At 66.2% G+C, this 1,401-nt stretch carries 2 protein-coding genes; both read left to right on the forward strand.

What is annotated here, in order from left to right; translation table 11 throughout:
* Positions 1 to 513: aldehyde dehydrogenase family protein (locus WKW77_RS34950; protein ID WP_340361471.1), on the forward strand; the 513-nt coding region annotated here is incomplete at its 5' end.
* Between the two features lies 1 nt (position 514).
* Positions 515 to 1,401: 3,4-dihydroxyphenylacetate 2,3-dioxygenase (gene hpaD, locus WKW77_RS34955; protein WP_340361472.1), on the forward strand; the 887-nt coding region annotated here is incomplete at its 3' end.

The raw sequence follows: 1,401 nt of genomic DNA on the forward strand, positions 1-1,401 counted from the left end.
GGCCCGATGATCTCGCAGGCCCATCTCGCCAAGGTGCGCAGCTACATCGAGCTCGGGCCGAAGGAAGGCGCGACGATGCTGTGCGGCGGCCTCGGCACGCCCGATCTGCCGGCGCGGGTTCAGCGCGGCAACTACGTGCTGCCGACCGTCTTCGCCGACGTGGACAACCGCATGAAGATCGCGCAGGACGAGATCTTCGGTCCGGTGGCCTGCCTGATTCCGTTCAAGGACGAGGCCGATGCGATCCGCCTGGCCAACGACATCGAGTACGGGCTGTCCAGCTACGTGTGGACCGAGAACATCGGCAAGGCACATCGCGTGGCCGCCGCGATCGAGGCCGGCATGTGCTTCGTCAACAGCCAGAACGTGCGCGACCTGCGCCAGCCTTTCGGCGGCACCAAGGCATCGGGCACGGGGCGCGAAGGCGGCACCTGGAGCTATGAGGTGTTCTGCGAGCCGAAGAACGTGGCGGTGTCGCTGGGCAGCCATCACATTCCGCACTGGGGGGTGTGACATGGGCAAGCTCGCACTCGCCGCCAAGATCACGCACGTCCCCTCGCTCTACCTGAGCGAGCTCGATGGCCCGCGCAAAGGCAGCCGCCAGGCCGCCATCGACGGCCATCGCGAAATCGGCCGGCGCTGCCGCGAACTGGGCGTGGACACCATCGTGGTGTTCGACACGCACTGGCTGGTCAACGCGAGCTATCACCTGAACTGCGCGCCGCACTTCAAGGGCGTGTACTCCAGCAACGAACTGCCGCACTTCATCAGCAACATGCCGTTCGAGATCCCGGGCAATCCGGAACTGGGCAAGCTGCTGGCGAAGTCCTGCAACGAATGGGGTGTCGAGACGCTCGCCCACGACGCGACCACGCTCGGGCCGGAGTACGGCACGCTGGTGCCGATGCGCTACATGAACGAGGACCTGCACTTCAAGGCGATCTGCGTGTCGGCGCTGTGCACCAGCCATTACCTCAATGACAGCGCCCGCCTGGGCTGGGCCATGCGCCGTGCGGTGGAAGACCACTACGACGGCACCGTCGCCTTCTTCGCGAGCGGATCGCTCTCGCATCGCTTTGCGCAGAACGGACTCGCGCCGCAATTCGCCGACCGTATCTGGAGTCCGCTGCTCGAACGCATGGACCATGACGTGGTGCAGATGTGGGAGAACGCCGAGTGGGCCGACTTCTGCTCGATGCTGCCGGAGTACGCGGTCAAGGGCCATGGCGAAGGCTTCATGCACGACACCGCGATGGTGCTCGGCGCACTGGGCTGGTCGGCCTACGACGGCAAGGCGGAGGTGGTGACGCCCTACTTCGGCTCCTCGGGCACGGGCCAGATCAACGCGATCTTGCCCGTCACGCCGCAGGATGGCGGCGCCATCCCCAAGGCCCAGGCGTC

It is taken from the genome of Variovorax ureilyticus, assembly GCF_037889935.1.
Taxonomy (GTDB): Bacteria; Pseudomonadota; Gammaproteobacteria; order Burkholderiales; family Burkholderiaceae_C; genus Variovorax; species Variovorax ureilyticus.